The organism is Actinoplanes sp. NPDC020271, assembly GCF_044388125.1.
Lineage (GTDB): Bacteria > Actinomycetota > Actinomycetes > Mycobacteriales > Micromonosporaceae > Actinoplanes.
Window position 1 is genome coordinate 265,801 of record NZ_JBIRWQ010000007.1, and the last position, 16,476, is coordinate 282,276.

Consider the following 16,476-nt stretch of genomic DNA (forward strand, 5'->3'; position numbering starts at 1 on the left):
TTCCTTCCGTCGTCGGTGACCAGGTCATTGCCGGGTCACACCGGACTCGATCTCAATTGCCGTCGGTGACGGCGAGGGGGATTCCGAGGGGCGCGCCGGTAGGCGCAGAGTGAACGTCGAACCCGCGCCGAGAGCGCTGGTCACGTCCACACGACCACCGTGATTGGTGGCGATGTGCTTGACGATGGCGAGGCCGAGGCCGGTCCCGCCGGTCGCCCGCGATCGGGCTTGGTCGGCTCGGTAGAACCGCTCGAAGATCCGATCGACGTCCTGCGGAGAGATGCCGATGCCCTGGTCCGCGACATCGATCTCGATCCAGTCGTCCTCCTGACGCATGGTCAGTTCGACCTTGGTGTCGGGACCCGAATACGCGATGGCGTTCTCGACCAGGTTCGTCACCGCGGTGGCGAACTGACTGTCGCTACCGTACGCCATCAGGCCCTTAGGCCCGGAATAGGTGATCTCGATGCTCTTCGCGGAGGATGTCGTCCTCGTGCGATCGAGCACCTCGGCGATCACCCAGTCCAGCGCGACCGGCTCGGGGCTGGGCAGCGGCTCGGCGCCCTGCAGCCGGCTGAGCTCCAGCAGCTCACTGACCAGGCGACCCATCCGGGCCGACTCGTGGTGGATCCGCTCGGCGAACCGGCGCGCGGCCTGCAGGTCCTCGGACTGCGCCTCGGGCGCCGACTCGGGCAGCTGGGTGGCGTCGAGCAGGGCCTCGGCCAGCAGTTGCAGGGCGCCGATCGGGGTCTTCAGCTCGTGGCTGACGTTCGCCACGAAGTCCCGCCGGACCCGGGCCAGCCGGTGCGACTCGGTCACGTCGGCCGCCTCGACGGCGACGTGCGTCGCGTTCAGCGCGACGGCCCGCAGGTGCAGGCCGAGTGGCGCCTGCGCGCCACCGGCACGACCCCGCGGAAGATCAAGTTCCACTTCCCGCCGTACGCCGGTACGCCGCACCTGGCCGGCCAGCGTGCGCAGGATGGGGTGGGCCGCGATGGTGCCGGGCGCACCGCCGGAACGCAGCAGACCCATCGCCCGCGCGGCCGGGTTGACCAGGACCGGATAGTCCTCCGCGTCGAGGACCACGACGCCCACCCGCAGCGAGTCGAGGCTCTTGCGGCCGAGCCCCTTCGGACCGTTCTTGCCCGCCGGGCGATCATCGTCCGGTTCGATGGCGGCTCTCCCCTCCGGTGAGCCGGCCCCGCCCGTGTCCTCCGCCGGTCGGCGGAAACGGGCGAGAGTCAGCCCAGCACCGACACCGACGGCCAGCGCGACTGAGATCAAGCCGACGGCGTATCCCCACTCCACGCTGCGATCGTAGGGTCATTGTTTACCTGGACCACAAGGCCAAAGGGGCAAAACGGGCCCGCGTCGAGCAATGTTCACCGCCGGGCCTGGCGTCGTTCACCGGTGTTCATGTCAGGGAAGCTCAACCGACTTAGCGTGAGCTGCACACATCGGCCGTAACCCGCCAGCGGGGCGGCCCCGACAATCGGGACTTTAAAACATGCGCGAGGAGTTCCAGGCCGAACTCACCGAAGTGACTCGGCTGCTGGTGACCATGGCAGAGTCGGTGCGCGCCGCGCTCCGCAAGGCGACGTCCGCGCTGCTCACGGCGGACCTGGAGGCGGCTCAGATCGTCATCCAGCGTGACGCCGACGTCGACGCGATCTTCGCCCAGGTCGAGGCGAAGGTGGCGGACATCATCGTCCGGCAGGCACCGGTCGCGGTCGACCTGCGCCGGGCGATCACCGCCCTGCACATCTCCGCCGACCTGGAGCGGATGGGCGACCTGGCCGAGCACGTGGCGAAGACCGCCGCCCGCCGGCACCCGTCCCCGGCCGTCCCGGCCGAGCTGCGCCCGGTTTTCAAGGGCATGGCGGAGATCGCCGACCAGATGGCCGAGAAGATCACCACCGTGCTGACCCACACCGACGCCGGCCTCGCCGCCGAGCTGGAGAAGGACGACGACGGGATCGACGACCTCGAGCGTCAACTCTTCAAGATCATGCTGGCCGACGACTGGCCGTACGGGGCGGAGACCGCGATCGACGGCGCGCTGCTGGGCCGGTTCTACGAGCGGTACGCCGACCACGCGGTGAACATCAGCGAGCACACGATCTACCTGGTCACCGGCGAGTCGGTCACCGGCTAGAACGGCGAAAGGCCGGGACACCACGGGGGTGTCCCGGCCTTTTTTCGTCAGCGTCCCTGGTTGGCGACCGCGGCCGCCGCCTCCTTGGCCGCCTCCGGGTCCAGGTAGAGACCACCGGCGGTGACCGGACGCAGGTTCTCGTCGAGGTCGTAGCGCAGCGGGATGCCGGTCGGGATGTTCAGCTTGGCGATCGCGTCGTCCGAGATCTGGTCGAGGTGCTTGACGATCGCGCGCAGCGAGTTGCCGTGCGCCGCGACGAGCACGGTCTTGCCGGCCCGCAGATCGGGGACGATCGCGTCGTACCAGTACGGCAGGGCGCGCTCCAGCACGTCCTTCAGGCACTCCGCCTTCGGCTTGATCTCCGGCGGCAGGTCGGCGTAACGAGCGTCACTCGCCTGCGAGAACTCCGAGTCGTCCTCGATCGGCGGCGGCGGGACGTCGTAGGACCGGCGCCAGAGCATGAACTGCTCCTCGCCGTACGTCTCGAGGGTCTGCTTCTTGTCCTTGCCCTGCAGAGCGCCGTAGTGCCGCTCGTTGAGCCGCCACGAGCGCTTGACCGGGATCCAGTGCCGGTCGGTGATGTGCAGGGCGATCTCACTCGTCCGGATCGCGCGGCGCAGCAGGCTGGTGTGCACGACGTCGGGCAGCACGTTCTGTTCCTTGAGCAGCTCTCCACCGCGGCGGGCCTCGTCCTCGCCCTTGGCGTCCAGGTCCACGTCGACCCAGCCGGTGAAGAGGTTCTTGGCGTTCCACTCGCTGTTGCCGTGTCGCAACAGCACCAGGGTTCCAGTCATGACCACATCTTCCCCGCACCCTCCGCCGCAGGTCCGGGCGGGTGGAAAATCGGTTGATCGATCACCTAAGTTGTAAGGGAGACAAGGCGGAGTCAGTGCTTACGGGGGATCTGGTGCGAGGGTGGTTACGGCACGCCGCGGGCGGATTGCCCCGGCAGTTCTGGTTCCTCTGGACCGGCACGCTGATCAACCGGGTCGGCTCGTTCGTGGTGCTTTTCCTCAGCATCTACCTGACCAGCGCGCGCCACTTCACGCAGAGCCAGGCCGGTCTGGTCATCGGCCTCTACGGCGTGGGCGGGGCGATCGGCACGATGACCGGCGGCGTCCTCGCCGACCGATGGGGACGCCGGCCGACCATGCTCGTCGCCCAGTTCGGCGCGGCGGCACTGATGCTGACCCTGGGCTTCGCTCAGACGTACGCGCAGATCCTGATCGTCACCGGGCTCCTCGGCGCGTTCGCCGAAGGGGTGCGGCCGGCCTTCTCCGCGATGATGGTCGACGTCGTGCCGGAACGGGACCGGGTCCGGGCGTTCTCGCTGAACTACTGGGCGATCAACCTCGGGTTCGCGCTCGCCGCGATCGCTGCCGGGTTCGCCGCCCAGTTCGACTACCTGCTGCTCTTCGTCGTCGACGCGGCCACCACGCTGGTCACGGCGACGATCACGCTGATCTTCCTGGCCGAGACGCGCCCGGCCGGCTCCCGCACGGCCAAGGCGCCGACCGGTGGGATGCGGGCCGCCCTCAGTGACCGGGCGTTCGTCGTCTTCCTCGTGATCAACCTGCTGTCCGTGCTGGTCATCCTCCAGCACGCGTCGACCCTGCCGATCGCGATGCTGGCCGACGGCTTCTCCGCCGCCACCTACGGCTGGGTGATCGCGGTCAACGGCATCCTGATCGTCTCCGGCCAGCTGTTCGTCCCACGCCTCATCGAAGGTCGTCGGCCGTACCGGGTGCTGGCCGTCGCCTCGATCATCGTCGGAGTCGGGTTCGGGCTGGTCGCGTTCGCGCACTCGGCCTGGGTCTACGCGCTGACCGTGGTGATCTGGACCCTCGGGGAGATGCTCCAGTCCCCCAGCAACGCGGCCACCCTCGCGGCGCTCTCCCCGGCGGCGCTGCGCGGGCGGTACCAGGGACTGAACTCACTGTCCTGGTCGATCGGCACGGCGCTCGCACCGGTGCTGGGCGGGCTCGCGCTGCAAGGACTCGGGCCGGTGGCACTGTGGGTGGGCTGTTTCGGACTTTGCGCGCTGGCGGCCATCGGTCATCTGATCAGTGGGCCGGCCCGGGAAAGAAAAGCCATTTTCCGGCGTACGCAGGAAGAAGCGCTCCTCGACCCGACCCGTCCCCCGTCCACGGCCGGCCGGTCGGCAGCCACCTCGCCCGCAGCCGCGCCACCTTCGGCGGCGCCCACCGTCACTGACCTGGCTCCCAGCGATTCTCCTGGCTGATCGCAGCCTGGGCACCGCTTGCCGGCGCCGCCGGAGTCAGCAGCCCATCCGCCACAGCCGGAATATCGCGCCTTCCTGGAGATGCCTGCGGTCCACTGCGGCATCCGGTCCCGTCGCGGCTCGGCCGGACCCGGCTGACTTGCCGGATCCGGCCGGCTGCCTGGAGTGGCGGCGGCCCATCCTTTACGGTTAGGAAAGTTTTCTGTTTGTGAGGGAGCGGTGAGCGGTGCGCGGGTGGCTGCGGAGTGCGGTCGGGGGGCTGCCCGGGGTGTACTGGTTCCTCTGGGCCGGGCTGCTGGTCAACCGGGCCGGCGGCTTCGCGGTGCTCTACCTGTCGCTCTACCTGACCGCTGAACGAGGAGCCGGGGCAGCACTCGCCGGCCTGGTCGTGGGCAGCTACGGGATCGGTGGGATCGTCGGCACGCTCGCCGGCGGGGTACTGACCGACCGCTGGGGACGGCGAGCGACGCTGCTCTGGTCACACCTGGCCTGCTCGGCGGTACTCGTCGCGCTCGCCCTCAGCACGCCGCTGACGGTGATCGCCGGGTTGTGCCTGCTGCTCGGGCTGACGCAGGCGATGCCGGGGCCGGCGTTCGTGGCCGCCATCACCGACGTCGTCCCCGCCGGGCATCGACTCCGGGCGTTCAACCTGCAGTTCTGGGCGTTCAATCTGGGGACCGCGGGAGCGTCCTTGCTGGCCGGGGTGCTGGCCCGGTGGAGCTACCCGGGACTGTTCCTGCTGGACGCCGCCAGCACACTGATCACGGCGCTGATCATCGCGTGGAAGGTGCCGGAGACGCTGAGCCGTGACTCGCGGTCCGCGGCACCGCGGGGCGGCGGGATGCGTACCGTGCTGGCCGACCGGATCTTCCTGATCTTCGTCGGGCTGACCATCCTGCAGGCGCTGCTGAACACCCAGACCACCACGATCGTGCCGCTCGCCATGCACGACGACGGGCTCGGGCCCGGGGACTACGGGCTGGTGACGGCGCTCGGCGGGGCGCTGATCATGATCGGGCAACTGTTCGTGCCGGGTTTCATCGACGGGCGGCGCAAGGATCGGGTGCTGGCGTTGTCGATGGTGGTGATGGCGGGCGGGTTCGCTGTACTGGCGGTCGCCGACAGCCTGCCGGTCTACCTGGCGGCCGCAGTGGTCTGGACGGTCGGCGGGATGCTGGCCGCGCCACCCAACGCCGCGATCAACTCGGAGCTGGCACCGCCGCTGCTTCGGGGGCGTTATCAGGCCGTCTTCTACCTGAGCTTCCCGGCGGCGGCGTTCGTGGCGCCGGCGTTGGGCGGGGCCGGACTGGAGTACTTCGGCGGGACACACTGGATCATCGTGGCCGCGGTCGGGCTGATCGGCGCCGGGCTGCACCTGGTCGCCGGCCCAGCCCGGGAACGCCGGGTGACCGCGAACTCCGTCCACGCCGGCGTCCTGCCGACGCCGTCCCGGAACTGAGAAATGGGAACAGCCACCGCCCGGCGCACGGCTCCGCCCCTCACCCACGTCCCCAAGCTCGATCACGTCGAGCCGGCGCGACGCCCCGCGCAACACCGGGCCGCAACACGGCTCGCGCTGTCCGGCTGGTTCTGACCGTGGTTGTTCGTGCCTCATCGATCACGGTCAGAACCCGCCGCGAGCGGGAGCACCCGGCCTGGGCGACCGAACGCCCACCTCGCGGACTTCGACGCGCGGGACTCTCTGCGGCCGGCTTGCGCCCTCGACGGGCGGAGGCGGCGGGACCACCTGCGTGGACGGGTTTGTTGCTCCGAGCCTGACCCGCCACGGAGGCCGCCGTGGAGGGCTGAGCGTTCTGGGCGCCCCGCGCCCTGCTCGGCCCGGAAGGGTCCCCGCGGGAGCGGCGGAGGGCGACCACAGCGGAGACAGGACATGAAGAATTTGATCTTCGGGTGAAGCGGCGCGGAGCACTGAACACATCGGACGGATGTGCACGGTGGGTGCGATAAACGAAGTGACGTGCCGCGAATGGGGTCCGGAGAATGTGATGAACGTGAGATCTTCGCGTGCGGACCCGGAAACAAAAGCGCCGGCGGCGGCGGGCGACCCCCATCCCCATAGGCGTCGCCCGCACTAACCGCCGGTCTCGGGTCGCGCCGTCCCCCAACGGCTTATGCCACCCGTCCCCAAACGCCGATCCGTGGAGATCATTGCTGATCGTCCCGTTCCCCGAACTGACGGCTCGGCGTCCATCGACCACGCTAGTTGGGGCAGTCAAGCCTCACAAGCCGTATTCGTGTCGACATCTGTCTCAGGCGTCACAATCGCCAACAACCAGCCGATCGGACGATCCGCGATTCACTCGTCCGTACTCCGTGATACCGGGAGAAATAATGACTCCGGCCGGCCGGGGAAATGATGGACATCGAATCGACCCGGATCCCCGGATGACCTTGACGGCAGGTGTCCGGCAGGTGAATTGCGGCTGGGAAGATCGCGTTCGTGCAGGCCAGCGCGATCTTGTCGAGGGGCTCCGGGCGAGCGCCGGGACGGGTGTCCCCGAGCGGGCCGGGGAGCACAACGGCGCGGCAGCGTCAACTCGGCGGGGCGGCGAAGTGCTTGAATGCCTGGAGGTTGGCGAGCGACTCACCCCGCTTGACGCGCCACTCCCACTCCCGGCGGATCGACGTGCCGAAGCCGATCTCCAGCATCGTGTCGAAGGACTCGTCGGCATACGTCAGGACCGAGCCGAGCAGTCTGTCCAATTCGTCCTCGTCGAGGCCCTTCAGCGACACCCGCCCGGTCAGGTAGACGTCGCCGACGGAGTCGATCGAGAACGACACCCCGTACATCCGGGCGTTGCGCTGCAGCAGCCAGGCCCAGAGTTCCTCGCGGCGCTCGTCGGGCTGGCGCATCACGAACGCCTCGATGCGCAGCGCGTGCTCGCCGACGATCAGGTTGCAGGCGGTCTTCAGCTTGTGCGAACCGGGCAGCGTGACCACGTAGGACGACTCGCCGGTGGCCTCCCACTCCAGCTCACGATCGGTGAGGACCTGCTCGATCAGCTCGGTCACCATGCCCATGCCGCCCCCTCCAGCCGTGCGGTGATCAACGCGCGGTGCTCGCTCACCGCGTCCCGGTAGACGTCGAGCAGGCGCTCGACGGTCCGGTCCCAGGAGAACTGCGAGGCGTGGGCGACCGCGCCGGCCGACAGACGGTGCCGGAAACCGGGCGCGGCGAGCAGCCGGTCCAGCACACGGGCCCAGTCGGCCGGGTCGTGGCCGTCGACCAGGACGCCGCTCTCACCGTCCCGCACCGCGGTGACCAGGCCGCCGACCGCGGCCGCGACCACCGGCGTGCCACAGGCCTGCGCCTCCAGAGCAACAAGACCGAACGATTCGTTGTACGACGGGACAGCCACCAGATCCGCGGCCCGGTAGAGCGCGGCGAGGCCGGAGCCGGTCTGCGGCGGCAGGAACACCACCGAATCGGTCACGCCGAGCGAGGCGGCCAGGTCGATCAGTGCGGTGGGTTTGTCCAGCCCGCTGCCGCTGGGACCGCCGCAGATCACCAGCGTCACATTCTCCGTCCCGCGGGCGCGCAGCTCGGCGAGGGCGGAGATGAGCACGTCGGGGGCCTTGAGCGGCTGGATCCGGCCGACGAACGCGACGACCCGGTCCCGCTCGGAGAGGCCGAAGCGGGCGCGGTCGGAGGTGCCGGGACGGAACCGGTCCAGGTCGACGCCGGGCTCGACGACGCTGACCCGAGCCGGGTCGGCCTGGTAGTACGTGATCAGATCCTGCGCCTCGAACCGGGTGTTCGCCACCAGGTGGTCGGACTCGGCGACGACCTGCTCCTCGCCGATCACCCGCGCTTTCGGCTCGGGGCGGTCACCGGTCGCGATCAGCCGGTTCTTCACCTTGGCCAGGGTGTGCGCGGTGTGCACGTGCGGCACGCCCCACCGTTCCCGGGCCAGCCAGCCGACCTGGCCGGAGAGCCAGTAGTGCGAGTGGATCAGGTCGTAGTGGCCCGGCGGGTGGCACGCCTCGGCCCGCAGCACGCCGGTGGTGAACGCGCAGAGCTGGGAGGAGAGCTCCTCCTTGTTCAGCCCCTCGTACGGCCCCGCGGTGACGTGCCGGACGTGCACACCGGGTGCCATCTCGACCATCGGCGGCAGCTCACTCGAGGTGGCCCGGGTGAAGATCTCCACCTCGACGCCGGCCGCGGCGAGACGTTTGGACACCTCGACGATGTAGACGTTCATCCCACCGGCGTCACCGGTGCCCGGCTGCTCCAGCGGGGACGTGTGCACCGAGAGGGTGGCGATGCGCCGCGGGGTGGGCCGGCTGACCTCGACCACGTTCCGTGCCTCCCTCGCGTTCAACCGGGACAAGCTTGTTGCACACTTGTCATCTTCCCCATCGGCGTGGGATGAACCACTACGCAGCCAGGCCGGGGTGACTCATGTCATGCGGTTGAATCGGGGCATGCAAAAAATCGCAGTGGTCACCGGAGCATCCAGCGGCATCGGGGCGGCCACCGCCCGGCGCCTGGCCGGGGAGGGATTCCACGTGGTCGCCGCGGCCCGCCGGGCCGACCGGTTGGAGGCGCTGGTCAAGGAGATCGGCGCGAACGTGACCGCGGTGGTGTGCGACGTCACCTCCGACGAATCGGTCGCCGCGCTGGCCGCCGCCGTCACCGAGCTCGGCGCGCCCGTCGCGCTGCTGGTCAACAACGCCGGCGGGGCGGTCGGGCTGGACCAGATCGCGGACGGGTCGGTCGCCGACTGGCAGGCGATGTGGGACGTGAACGTGCTCGGCACGCTGCGCGTCACGCAGGCGCTGCTGCCGGCGCTGGAGGCGAGCGGCGCGGGGACGATCGTGACGGTCGGGTCGACGGCGGCTTTCACGCCGTACGAGGGTGGTGGGGGTTATGTCGCCGCCAAGCACGGCCAGACCGCGCTGGTCGGGACACTCCGGCTGGAGTTGTCGGGCAAGCCGGTCCGGGTGATCGAGATCGACCCCGGCATGGTCCGCACCGACGAGTTCTCGCTCAACCGGTTCGGCGGTGACCGGGCGCGGGCCGACGCGATCTACGCGGGCGTGAAGGAGCCGCTGGTCGCCGACGACATCGCGGATGTCATCGCGTTCGCGGCGACCCGGCCGCAGCACGTCAACATCGACCGGCTGGTGATCCGGCCGATCGCCCAGGCCGCCCAGCACAAGGTGCACCGGGAGCCTTGATCATCAAGCCGGTCGGAGCGATCACCAGAGGCACGACGAACCCCAACCGTCTGCGGCGGGTGGACAACTTCATCGCGTACCGGTGCGCGGATCTTCTCCGTGACGCCGCGTCGCCTCTGGTGATCGATCTCGGCTACGGCGCGACCCCGGTCACGGCCGTGGAGCTGCGGGGACGGCTGGCGGCCACGGTTCGTCCGGACGTCACGGTCGTCGGTCTGGAGATCGATCCGGTACGTGTCGAAGCCGCCCGCCCGTTCGCCGACCCGCCCCACCTGGAGTTCCACCGGGGCGGCTTCGAACTGGCCGGTCTCGCACCGGTGGTGGTGCGGGCGTTCAACGTGCTCCGGCAGTACGCCGAGAACGAGGTGGCCGCGGCCTGGCGGCAGATGACCGGCACCGGCGCGACGCTGGTCGAGGGCACCTGCGACGAGCTGGGCCGGGTCGCGACGTGGGCGGTGGTCGAGGCGGGCGTGCCGTCGACGCTCACGCTGTCGGCGCGGCTGGCCGACCTGGAACATCCGGCGATCTTCGCCGAGCGGCTGCCGAAGGCGTTGATCCACCACAACGTGCCCGGTCACCCGGTGCACGAGCTGTTGCGGGCGCTGGGGCGGGCGTGGGAGACCGAGGCGACCCCGTTCGGGCCGCGGCAGCGCTGGCTGGCGACGGTCCGGCGGATGCGCGACGAGGGCCGCCCCGTGCTGGACGGCCCGGCCCGCTGGCGCCTGGGCGAACTGACTGTTCCGTGGCCTACTCCAGGACTTTCTTGATCGCATCGAGCAGGACATCGGCAGTGAACGGCTTCTTCACCAGGGTGTCGTCCTCGGTGACCAAGCCCTTGGCCACCGCGATGTCCTTGGGCAGCCCGGAAATGAAGATCACGTGGATCCCCGGGCGTATCTCCCGGATCCGGCCGGCCAGCTCGCCACCGGACTTCTCGCCGGGCAGGGTCAGGTCGGTGACCAGGACGTCGATCACGCCCGGATGGTCACGGCAGACCGCGATCGCCTCGTCCGGGTCACCGGCCGTCAGGGCCGCGTAGCCTTTGCGCTCCAGCATGCGGCGCATGATGTCGCGAAGGTCTTCCTCGTCGTCGACGACCAGGATGGTCGACTTATCGGCGACCGGCGCCTCGGACATGGGTCCTCCTCGGGGCTGGGGTCGATCTCACGCTAGCCGCCCCGGGCGCCGGAGTTGGGCACTTTCCCGCACCCCCGGCCGGACGACCGAAGTCCGAGGGAGACACGACGCCGCGCGACGCATCATGCGTCGCGCGGCGTGTGCCCGGATCAGGTTCAGCGGCGGGTCGCCGCGGCCTTCGCCACGGCGGCGGTCTCGTTCAGGTAACCGGTGAACAGGACCTTGTTCGGCGAGCCGGCGCCCGGGCTGCGGACCAGGCCCGAGCCGGCGTGCGCGACCAGGTCGTCACGCACCTGCCGCGGGGTCCAGGCCGGGTGGGCGCCGAGCACCAGGGCGACCGCGCCGGCCACGTGCGGGCTGGCCATCGAGGTGCCGCTCATGATCGCGGAACCGGTGTTCGAGTCCGCCGACGCCGACTTGATGTTCACGCCCGGCGCGAAGATGTCCAGGCAGGTGCCGTAGTTGGAGAACGACGCCCGCTTGTCGTTGCTGTCCACGGCACCGACGGTGATCGCGTCGGTGGTGTCGGACGGCGAGAAGCGGCAGGCGTTCTTGTTGTCGTTGCCGGCGGCGATGGCGTACGTGATGCCCTTGGCGATCGAGCGGTTCACGGCGTCGTCGAGCGCCTTGTCCTTCGGGCCGCCGATGCTCATGTTGGCGACCGCGGGCAGGTGGGCGTGGGCGGTCACCCAGTCGATGCCGGCGATGAAGTCGGAGTACGAGCCGGAACCGTCGCAGTCCAGCACCTTGACGCCGACCAGCTTGACGTCCTTGGCCACGCCGTAGGTCGCGCCGCCGATGGTGCCGGCCACGTGGGTGCCGTGCCCGTTGCAGTCGTCGGCCACCCGGTCGTTGTCGACGAAGTCGTAGCCGCTGGTCGCGCGACCCCCGAAGTCCTTGTGCGAGGTGCGGATACCGGTGTCGATGACGTACGCGGTGACGTCCTTGGCCGAGGCGTAGGTGTACTTCTTGTCCAGCGTGCGGGTGCGCTGGTCGATCCGGTCCAGGCCCCACGTGACACCGGGCTGGGTGGCGGCGGCCGCGATCACGGCGTCCTGCTCGACGTACTCGACGGACGGGTCAGCGGCCAGACGGGCCGCCTGCGTCTCGGACATGCGGGCGTGGAATCCGCGTACGGTGGCCTTGTAGTTGTTCACGACCTCACCGCCGTACGTGGCGACCAGGTCCTGCGAGGCGGCCGCAGCGCCGGCCTTGAGCACCACGATGTAGCTGCCCGGGATGGCCGTGGCGGCGCCGGCCTCCAGGATCCTCCCGGTCGCCGGAGCGGCCGGGACCGCGGCGGCCGAAGCCGGCGCGGTGAAACCGTAAAGAGAAGCGGTGGCGGCGCTCGCGACGGCCATGAATCGGACGGCCAGGCGACGGGCGTCGGAACCGAGCATCAAATATCTCCCTCACGTTGGGTGCCGCGGCCCGGACGTGCATGCCGCGGCGACTTGAGGGAAATCTTGAAGTGGAAAAAGTGCAGGTCCAGGTCCCTCTCGGGTGCGACGGCGTTGCGCCGATTCTCAGCCGATCCACGGGTCGAAGCACTAAGACCCAATGGCCCAGGGCCGATCTATTCCGCTGTCAGGACCGCTGCACACCGCCGTTGAGCTGCGCTTCATTCGGCCACTGAGCAAGGAGAGCGATATGACCACCCTGCTGTCGCCCGAGATCGACACCGTCGGCGAGCTCACCGATCGCTGCGATCGCTGTGGCGCGGCCGCCAAGCTGGAGGTGACCCTGAGCAGCGGCGGCGACCTGGCTTTCTGCGGTCACCACGCGAACCGGATGCACGCCGGGATCGCTCGCGTGGCCAGCAAGATCCGCCTGGAGGAAGGGTTCGCCTGGGCGGGTAAGTAACCGCGCCTGCCGCGATATGATCATTTCCTCACGTCATGGGGGGATATGTGCGTATCGCGGCACGCGGCGTGAGCAGGTTGTCCCGGCTGATCGCCGGAGGCGCCGGGATTACGGTCACCGTTCTCGGCCTCCTGAACACGCGCACGTCCGATCTCACCGCGCCGCCGGAGGGGCTCACGCCCACTCCGGCGGTCGCGTTGGTTCCGGCCGGGCTCGCCCTGCTACTGCAAGTGCTGCCACCCGCCGCCGGACTCACCGGCCGGCTGCGCGCCGGCGCCGCCGCGGCGTTCGCGCTGACCACGGCGATCCTCGGCGGCGCGACCCTCGACGACCACCCGGCCGCCGCGGTGGCCACGCTGCTCTCCGGGCTCGCCCTGGCCGGGCTCGACCTGCGGCTGCCCCGCCGGGTCGGCGAGATCCCGTTGCGGGTCGCCGACCCTCCGCTGCTCGGCGCCGCCACGATCGCGCTGGTCGCCCTCGTCCCCCGGCTCTTCGCCGCGACCTTCCCCAACGGGCAGGAACCGGCCGGGGTGATGCCCCTGCACCTGGCCGGAGGGCTGCTCACGCTGACCGCCGGCGCGATCCTGGCCCGGCCCGAGACCGGGCCGCTGCGGACACTCGACCGGTCCGGCCCGCGAACCGCGGTGCGCCGGCTCGCGCCCGCACTCGTCGCCGCGCCGCTGATCGCCGCGCTCGTCAGCGCGTTCGCGGTGCGCACCGGGCTGAGCCGGCCGGCCGCGGCGGTCAGCACCGGAGCGATCCTCGCCGCTCTCGGTCTCCTCGGGTTGCTGGCCTTTCTCGTACGGACGTTGGACCTCGCCGACCGCCGCCAGCGTCACCTCGTCGCCGAACTGCGAGACCGGCAGGACTTCGCCGACACGCTGCTGCAGTCGATGAACGAGGCGGTGATGGTGCTCGACGCCAACTACCGAGTGATCGACGTCAACCGGCGCTGGCGCGAACTCACCGGCGAACGGGACGAACTGCGCGAGCCGCCACCACTCCCGCCCCCGGGCGGCGGCGGAGACTGGCTGCTCCCCCGCGCCGACGGGACCCAGGTGCCCGTGCTCGCCACCATGGCCGCCATCCCGGACGCCGCCGGCACACCCCGGGGATACGTCGCGACCTGCGTCGACATCGGCTCCCGCAAAGCCGCCGAGGAGGCGCTCACCTCGCACGCCGCCGAACTCGAACGCGGCAACGAACGGCTGGCCGCGGCGCTCGCCTTCAAGAACGACCTCACCTCGATGCTGACCCACGACGTGGCCCAGCCGATCAGCTCCATCGCCAGCCTCGCCGAACTGCTCTGCGCGGACTGGGCGGACCTGCCCGACGACGTACGGCAGGAGCTGGCCCAGAAGATCGACAAGAACACGCGGCGGCTGGTCAAGATGATGAACGACCTGCAGCTGCTGTTCCGGCTGGACACCGGGACGGTCACCGCCCGGCGGACCCCGGTGCCGCTGCTCGAAGTGGTCCGGGCCGCCGCCGGGTCGTCCGACTCCGGCGCCGGCTCGGAAGCGGAGATCGACATCGACGAGGAGATCTCGGCGCTGGCCGACCGGGGGCATCTCGCGGTCGTCGTGGAGAACCTGCTGAAGAATGCGCGGACCCACGGCGCGGCGCCGATCCGGGTCGGCGCGGGTCGGCAGCCGGACGGGACGGTGCTGCTGACCGTGCAGGACAGTGGGCCCGGCATCCCGGAGGACGTGCTGCCCAGCCTGTTCGGTCGGTTCATCAAAGGGGCCGGGCTGGGGCTGTTCATCGTGCGGCACCTGGTGGAGGCGAACGGCGGGTCGGTCCGGTACGAACACGCGACACCGCGCGGCGCCCGCTTGCTGGTCACCCTGGAGGCTGCGCCCCGCTGACCCGGCTGGTTCCGACCGTGCTCACCCCGCGAACACGGCCCCAGCCGCGACTCGCGCTGTCCGTCACGCACCCAGGGCCGCAACCACACCGGGCCCAGCTTGCGGGCTCCGGCGCACGGGACTGTCCGGCCGGGGTGGCACGTGGACGGGTTCGTTGCTCTGGGCCGGACCACCCACGGACGTCGCCCTTCCGGGCTGAGCGTTCTGGGCGCCCCGCGCCCTGCTCAGCCCGGAAGGGTCCCCGCGGGAGCGACGATCGGGACCACAGCGGAGAGGGGACATGAAGATCTTGAAGTTGATCTTCAGCCGATGCCGCGGTCCTCTTCGTTGATCATGCCGCTGCCCCAGATGTCGCTGGCCGGAGTGCGTCCGCCCATCCGGGCCGAGCCGGCGGAGGCGCCGCTGATCGGGCCGGCGCCGCGGCCGGTGACGTTGCCACCGGAGGACGGCGACGCGCTCGCCGGGGCCTTCGGGCGGGCGGTGTTCGCCAGGGCGGCGGTGCCGGTGGCGGCGCTGGGGAGATTCCCGGCGCCGGCCGCGTGGTGCAGCGGGTTGTCGGTGAGACCGAGGCCGGTCGGGTCGGCGTTGCCGAGGTCGGCGGCGCCGGTGTCCCAGCCCGCGCCCGGTCCGGGAGCCGGCTGCGTCGCGGGCGGATGCTTGTGGACGCGGGTGGCGACCGAGGCCGGCGAGGCGAAGTCCGGGCTGAACAGGGTGTGCGAGGGGCCGGGGAGGCGCTTGGTGCCGGTCGGCATCGGGCGGCCGCCCAGGACGCCGCTCTCGACCAGGCCCTTGAAGGTGGTCAGGTCCGCTTTGAGGCGGCGGTTCAGCGACTCCTGGCCGTGCCGGTCGCTGGGCATGAGAAACGCGATGTCGGCCTCGAGCTGGGCGACGATCTGGGTCTTGGTCTCACCCATCGGGCGCAGCGTCAGGGTCTCGGCGAGGAGTGGGCCCTCCATGGTCGACCAGGAGACCCGTTCGTCCGGTGTCCGCTCGATGATCTGCGCGTCGAACTCACGGCGTCTGCCGTCCACGTCCATGATCCAGTGCGTCTGATCGCTTCCGGTCGTAGTGACCTGGCGGACGCCCGTCATGAACCGTGGGTAGTTCTCGAACGCGGCGAGCTGCTCGTACACCGTGTGCAGCGGTGCACTCACCTCGATGGCCTGCTGAACCATACTCATCGCATCTCTCCCATGCTGAAGTGCTGGCATGACAGAGAGTACGGAGACGAGCACGACCCGTGTTCACTTTTGCGGAGTCCGGAGTTCAGACTCGCCGCAGGTACTGCCAGCCACCGACCTCGGCGGCGTACCGGGCGTCACTCGCGGCCACCAGCGTCACGCCGGCGTCGCGCAGCAGGGCGACCAGACGCGGGGACGGGCTGCGCCACGCCTCGCTGATCTCCACCACGGTCCCGGTGCTGCGGCAGGCCGCGGCCAGGTCGGCGATCAACGCCGGCGACACCGCGGCGTCGTCGACCCCGGCCTGCGCCAGCAGCGCCAGCGGGCGGGCCAGCTGCGTCGGCACGTAACGGGAGGCCCGCTCGAGGCCACGCACGGTCGCCGCGATCAACTGCTCGGCGACCAGCTCGGCGGTGATCACACCGTCCGCGAGCAGTGCACGGACCGCCCGGGCGTCCAGCAGTTCGTCGCCGAGCGGCAGGGCGGAGATCGCCACCGACAGCGCGTCGAGCTGGGTCAGGTCGGCCGGCAGGGCCAGCCAGCCGTCCGGGCGGACCACCTCGACCTCGGCGGCGACGCGCAACGCCATCTCGGTGCGGTGCCGGGCGCGGCGCACCGCGTCGGCGTACGCGGTCAGCCAGGTCGTTTCCGGCCCGGCCTGGTCCGCGAAGGTGAGCGCGGTCAGGCCGGCCCGGTCAGCGGCCGAGACCACCACACCGACGGCGTCCCGCCCCGCCGAAAACCCGGTGTGCACGTGGGCATCCACCGTCAGATCCAGCGCGCACCCGGCGCCGATGACCGATTCCTGCTTTGAGCCCACGACCACTC

Annotated in this window: 15 protein-coding genes; 7 read left to right on the top strand and 8 right to left on the bottom strand. The window is 70.4% G+C overall.

All coding sequences use genetic code 11. The features are described 5' to 3' along the window. Positions 1-24: 24 nt before the first annotated feature. The gene (locus ACH442_RS18590; RefSeq protein ID WP_396339248.1) at positions 25-1,308 is read right to left on the bottom strand and encodes a sensor histidine kinase; all 1,284 of its coding nucleotides are present in this window, start codon (positions 1,306-1,308) and stop codon (positions 25-27) included. A gap of 199 nt (positions 1,309-1,507) precedes the next feature. Between ACH442_RS18590 and phoU the strand changes: the two genes are divergently transcribed. Continuing rightward, complete coding sequence (phoU, locus tag ACH442_RS18595) at positions 1,508-2,155, top strand: phosphate signaling complex protein PhoU (protein WP_396339249.1); 648 nt, start codon at positions 1,508-1,510, stop codon at positions 2,153-2,155. 47 nt (positions 2,156-2,202) lie between these two features. Here phoU and ACH442_RS18600 read toward each other — a convergent pair whose 3' ends face one another. After that, positions 2,203-2,949, bottom strand: a complete 747-nt coding sequence (locus ACH442_RS18600; RefSeq protein ID WP_396339250.1) for a phosphoglyceromutase — start codon at positions 2,947-2,949, stop codon at positions 2,203-2,205. Between the two features lie 113 nt (positions 2,950-3,062). Between ACH442_RS18600 and ACH442_RS18605 the strand changes: the two genes are divergently transcribed. Together ACH442_RS18605 and ACH442_RS18610 are read left to right on the top strand one after the other, a co-directional pair. After that, positions 3,063-4,397 (top strand): MDR family MFS transporter, encoded by a 1,335-nt coding sequence (locus tag ACH442_RS18605; protein ID WP_396339379.1) that lies wholly within the window; start codon positions 3,063-3,065, stop codon positions 4,395-4,397. Positions 4,398-4,623: 226 nt separating this feature from the next. After that, positions 4,624-5,856: an MFS transporter gene (locus ACH442_RS18610; RefSeq protein ID WP_396339251.1), complete on the top strand. Its 1,233-nt coding sequence runs from the start codon at positions 4,624-4,626 to the stop codon at positions 5,854-5,856. A gap of 1,094 nt (positions 5,857-6,950) precedes the next feature. Here ACH442_RS18610 and ACH442_RS18615 read toward each other — a convergent pair. Together ACH442_RS18615 and mshA are read right to left on the bottom strand one after the other, a co-directional pair. Then, positions 6,951-7,433 (bottom strand): YbjN domain-containing protein, encoded by a 483-nt coding sequence (locus ACH442_RS18615; RefSeq protein ID WP_396339380.1) that lies wholly within the window; start codon positions 7,431-7,433, stop codon positions 6,951-6,953. Further along, entirely contained in the window at positions 7,427-8,740 is a 1,314-nt protein-coding gene (gene mshA, locus ACH442_RS18620) for a D-inositol-3-phosphate glycosyltransferase (protein WP_396339252.1), read from the bottom strand. Before mshA ends, ACH442_RS18615 begins: the two co-directional genes overlap by 7 nt. A gap of 103 nt (positions 8,741-8,843) precedes the next feature. Here mshA and ACH442_RS18625 point away from each other — a divergent pair, with 103 nt between their 5' ends. Both ACH442_RS18625 and ACH442_RS18630 read left to right on the top strand, forming a co-directional pair. Next, a complete protein-coding gene (locus tag ACH442_RS18625) occupies positions 8,844-9,599 on the top strand; it encodes an SDR family oxidoreductase (RefSeq protein WP_396339253.1) in 756 nt (251 codons plus the stop codon). Continuing rightward, the gene (locus ACH442_RS18630) at positions 9,599-10,366 is read left to right on the top strand and encodes a class I SAM-dependent methyltransferase (RefSeq protein ID WP_396339381.1); all 768 of its coding nucleotides are present in this window, start codon (positions 9,599-9,601) and stop codon (positions 10,364-10,366) included. The genes ACH442_RS18625 and ACH442_RS18630 overlap by 1 nt, the downstream gene beginning before the upstream one ends. On the opposite strand, the gene ACH442_RS18635 is transcribed toward ACH442_RS18630, so the two are convergent. Then, on the bottom strand, positions 10,347-10,736 hold the full coding sequence (locus ACH442_RS18635) for a response regulator (RefSeq protein WP_396339254.1): 390 nt from the start codon (positions 10,734-10,736) through the stop codon (positions 10,347-10,349). The genes ACH442_RS18630 and ACH442_RS18635 overlap by 20 nt on opposite strands. A gap of 155 nt (positions 10,737-10,891) precedes the next feature. Next, the gene (locus tag ACH442_RS18640) at positions 10,892-12,136 is read right to left on the bottom strand and encodes a S8 family peptidase (RefSeq protein WP_396339255.1); all 1,245 of its coding nucleotides are present in this window, start codon (positions 12,134-12,136) and stop codon (positions 10,892-10,894) included. A gap of 250 nt (positions 12,137-12,386) precedes the next feature. Here ACH442_RS18640 and ACH442_RS18645 point away from each other — a divergent pair, with 250 nt between their 5' ends. After that, positions 12,387-12,599, top strand: coding sequence for a hypothetical protein (locus tag ACH442_RS18645; RefSeq protein ID WP_396339256.1), 213 nt, complete (start codon positions 12,387-12,389; stop codon positions 12,597-12,599). Between the two features lie 35 nt (positions 12,600-12,634). Continuing rightward, a complete protein-coding gene (locus tag ACH442_RS18650; RefSeq protein ID WP_396339257.1) occupies positions 12,635-14,467 on the top strand; it encodes an ATP-binding protein in 1,833 nt (610 codons plus the stop codon). Positions 14,468-14,769: 302 nt separating this feature from the next. Here ACH442_RS18650 and ACH442_RS18655 read toward each other — a convergent pair whose 3' ends face one another. Both ACH442_RS18655 and ACH442_RS18660 read right to left on the bottom strand, forming a co-directional pair. Next, on the bottom strand, positions 14,770-15,648 hold the full coding sequence (locus ACH442_RS18655; protein ID WP_396339258.1) for an SRPBCC family protein: 879 nt from the start codon (positions 15,646-15,648) through the stop codon (positions 14,770-14,772). A gap of 85 nt (positions 15,649-15,733) precedes the next feature. Next, positions 15,734-16,468 (bottom strand): hydrolase, encoded by a 735-nt coding sequence (locus ACH442_RS18660; protein ID WP_396339259.1) that lies wholly within the window; start codon positions 16,466-16,468, stop codon positions 15,734-15,736. Positions 16,469-16,476 lie beyond the last annotated feature (8 nt).

What these genes read in the sequence shown, in the direction of transcription:
- phoU (WP_396339249.1), top strand. Translation starts at nt 1,508, where the DNA reads ATGCGCGAGGAGTTCCAGGCCGAACTCACCGAAGTGACTCGGCTGCTG.
- ACH442_RS18600 (WP_396339250.1), bottom strand. Translation starts at nt 2,949, where the DNA reads ATGACTGGAACCCTGGTGCTGTTGCGACACGGCAACAGCGAGTGGAAC.
- ACH442_RS18615 (WP_396339380.1), bottom strand. Translation starts at nt 7,433, where the DNA reads ATGGTGACCGAGCTGATCGAGCAGGTCCTCACCGATCGTGAGCTGGAG.
- ACH442_RS18625 (WP_396339253.1), top strand. Translation starts at nt 8,844, where the DNA reads ATGCAAAAAATCGCAGTGGTCACCGGAGCATCCAGCGGCATCGGGGCG.
- ACH442_RS18635 (WP_396339254.1), bottom strand. Translation starts at nt 10,736, where the DNA reads ATGTCCGAGGCGCCGGTCGCCGATAAGTCGACCATCCTGGTCGTCGAC.
- ACH442_RS18640 (WP_396339255.1), bottom strand. Translation starts at nt 12,136, where the DNA reads ATGCTCGGTTCCGACGCCCGTCGCCTGGCCGTCCGATTCATGGCCGTC.
- ACH442_RS18645 (WP_396339256.1), top strand. Translation starts at nt 12,387, where the DNA reads ATGACCACCCTGCTGTCGCCCGAGATCGACACCGTCGGCGAGCTCACC.
- ACH442_RS18650 (WP_396339257.1), top strand. Translation starts at nt 12,635, where the DNA reads ATGGGGGGATATGTGCGTATCGCGGCACGCGGCGTGAGCAGGTTGTCC.
- ACH442_RS18655 (WP_396339258.1), bottom strand. Translation starts at nt 15,648, where the DNA reads ATGAGTATGGTTCAGCAGGCCATCGAGGTGAGTGCACCGCTGCACACG.